Source organism: Ideonella sp. B508-1 (assembly GCF_000333615.1).
Taxonomy (GTDB): Bacteria; Pseudomonadota; Gammaproteobacteria; order Burkholderiales; family Burkholderiaceae_C; genus Ideonella.
In genome coordinates, this window is sequence record NZ_BADL01000087.1 from 1 (window position 1) to 2,368 (window position 2,368).

General features: G+C 69.3%; 4 protein-coding genes. All 4 read right to left on the reverse strand.

Annotated elements, in window-relative coordinates; all coding sequences use genetic code 11:
- Positions 1–156 precede the first annotated feature (156 nt).
- Genes I73_RS03820 through I73_RS30680 form a run of 4 tightly spaced genes read right to left on the reverse strand, consistent with a single transcriptional unit; the run spans position 157 to position 2,297 of the window.
- Positions 157–669, reverse strand: a complete 513-nt coding sequence (locus tag I73_RS03820; RefSeq protein ID WP_022979400.1) for a biopolymer transporter ExbD — start codon at positions 667–669, stop codon at positions 157–159.
- Positions 670–693: 24 nt separating this feature from the next.
- On the reverse strand, positions 694–1,344 hold the full coding sequence (locus tag I73_RS03825) for a MotA/TolQ/ExbB proton channel family protein (protein ID WP_022979401.1): 651 nt from the start codon (positions 1,342–1,344) through the stop codon (positions 694–696).
- A gap of 60 nt (positions 1,345–1,404) precedes the next feature.
- Positions 1,405–1,710, reverse strand: a complete 306-nt coding sequence (locus I73_RS03830; RefSeq protein ID WP_022979402.1) for a hypothetical protein — start codon at positions 1,708–1,710, stop codon at positions 1,405–1,407.
- Positions 1,707–2,297 carry a hypothetical protein gene (locus tag I73_RS30680; protein WP_022979403.1) on the reverse strand — a complete coding sequence of 197 codons (591 nt, stop codon included), beginning with the start codon at positions 2,295–2,297 and terminating at the stop codon, positions 1,707–1,709. Before I73_RS30680 ends, I73_RS03830 begins: the two co-directional genes overlap by 4 nt.
- Positions 2,298–2,368: the final 71 nt, after the last annotated feature.

Consider the following 2,368-nt stretch of genomic DNA (forward strand, 5'->3'; position numbering starts at 1 on the left):
GTGCTGGGCAGGATGTCCACCTCGGATGAGTTGGACAGCAGGAAGAAGATCAGGATGGTGAACACATCGATCAGGGACACGAGGTTCATGTCCAGATCGGTGTGGTTGCGGGCCTTGCGGGCGGCCCGTTTCTGCAGGGGCGTGAGGGTGGGCACGTCAGCCTCCGTGGGCCGCGGCGGGGGTGCCGCGCGGCGCGTCGCCGATGGAGATGGCCGGGAACAGCTCGGCCTTGACGACCTGGCCGTCCTCGCGGGCGGTGCGGCCCTCGCGGGTGGCGTCCATCACCTTCACCAGCAGTTCATAGGGCGTGTCGGGCTGGGCCAGGATGGTGGCGTCCTTCTGCTCGGGGTACTTGGCCTTGACCTGCATGACCAGCGCATTGAGCGCCTTCAGGTCGGGGCCCTGGGCCGTGTGCGGGATGTGCTGGATCAGGCCGCCCACGCGGTCGCCCACGTCCAGGGCGTCGGGGCGGATGACCACCTCGAGCTGCAGATGGTCGACCTTGAGCTGCTCCACCCCGGCGGATTTCGCCGGCAGCGACAGCTCCAGCACCGCCAGCCGGGTGAACACCGCGGTGGACAGCAGGAAGGGCACGAGCACCACGATCAGGTTGATGAAGGCCGTGACCTCCAGCGCCGCCGGTGTCTTGCGCAAGCGTCGGACTCGCATGTTGCGCTTTCTCGGGCCGGCGGCTCAGCGGCTGCCGGCTTCGGGGGCCAGGCGCTGCACCAGGTTCAGGAAGCTGATCTTGGCGGCCTCCAGGCCGTCGACGATCTCGCCGGTGCGGGCCTGCAGGAAGGCGTGGATGAGCAGGAAGGGGATGGCCACGCCCAGCGCGAAGGCGGTGTTGTTCATGGCGATGGAGATGGAGCCCGACAGCAGCTCGGCCTTCTCGGCCGGGTTCACCTGGGCCACCGCCGTGAAGGCCTTGATCAGGCCCGAGATGGTGCCCAGCAGGCCCACCAGCGTGATGACGTTGGCGAAGGTGGCGATGTAGTGGGTGCGCTTCTCCAGCCGCGGCACGATTTCCATCATGCCTTCCTCCATCGAGGCGTCGATGTCCTCGCGCTTGCGCGAGCTCTGCAGGCGCTGCAGGCCGTTGCTCACCAGCTTGCCCAGCGCGGCGTCGCTCTTGCTGGCCACGCTGTAGACCTCCTTCCACTGGGCCTGCTGCAGCATGGGTTGCACCTGGGCCCACAGGGCGCTGTTCTCGCGGCGGGCGCGGCGCAGGAAGATGAAGCGCTCGATCGCGATGCTCAGCCCGATGGCCATGATGGTCAGGCTGGGGATGATGAACAGGCCGCAGTCCTGGAAGAACTTGACGATGGATTCGAAGGTGGTCATGGCGGGGAACTCCGGGGGCGCGATGCGTGGGGAAAGGGTCGAAGAAGAATGGGGGCAGGTTCAGGGCGCGGGGGCCGATGCGGCGGTGGCCGCGGCCGTGAAGCGTTCGTTGCGGCGGAAGACCTCGCGGTCGATCGGCGAGAGCACCTCGTCGAGCACGCTGGCCGGGGGCTTGCCGGCCAGCGGATCGGTCAGCGGCTTCTTCCAGGGCACGAAGTACAGGACCTTGGGCAGCTCGCGGTTGCCGATGATCTTGCTGGGCGCCACCTCGGCCTGGTCCTGGGCCCGGGCGCTGGTGGTCAGCATCGCCAGGGGCAACAGCAGGCCGATGCCGAGAGCCAGTGTGAGCGAGGGATGCGAGGTCATGGGGTGGTCTCCTTGGCGGGCGCGGAAGCAGCCTTCGGGGCGGCTTGCGCAGCAGCAGAAGGGGCGGCCGCGGGCGCGGCGGGCTTGGGCAGGCGGCGCTGCACCTCGGTGATCCATTTGCCGACCTGGGCGTCGGCGGCCAGGCCTTGTGCGGCGGCCAGCGTCTGGTACTGCTGGTACCAGCGCAGCGCCTCCTCGGGCGAGCCCAGGTAGAGGTCGTTGAGCACGCCCAGGTTCAGGGCCGCGGCGGCGCAGCTGCTGTCGGTCTTCAGGGCCTGGGCCCAGGCCTGTCCCGCGGCCACGAAGTTGCCGTCCTGGCGGGCGGCCAGACCCTGGTGGGTCAGGGCCGCGCCAGCCCCGCAGGGCGCCTCGCGCTCGGCCTTGGCCCAGCGGGCCGGGCGCAGCGAGCGCAGGGCGTCGAAGCTCTGACGCACCCAGCGGTCGTACAGGCCCTGCGGCGCCCGGGCGGCGTTGGCCTCGTGCAGGCCGATGGCCTTTTCCTCGAAGGGATAGGCCTGCTCCTCCAGCATCACGTCGTACTGCTCGCGCTCGAGCTTGCTGAACTTGGCCGGGCGCTTCGAATCCATTACGCGCGGCCGAAGTCCTGGTACACCGCGGCCGTTCGGAAAGTGGCCGCCGTTACGGCCTCGGCCGTGCC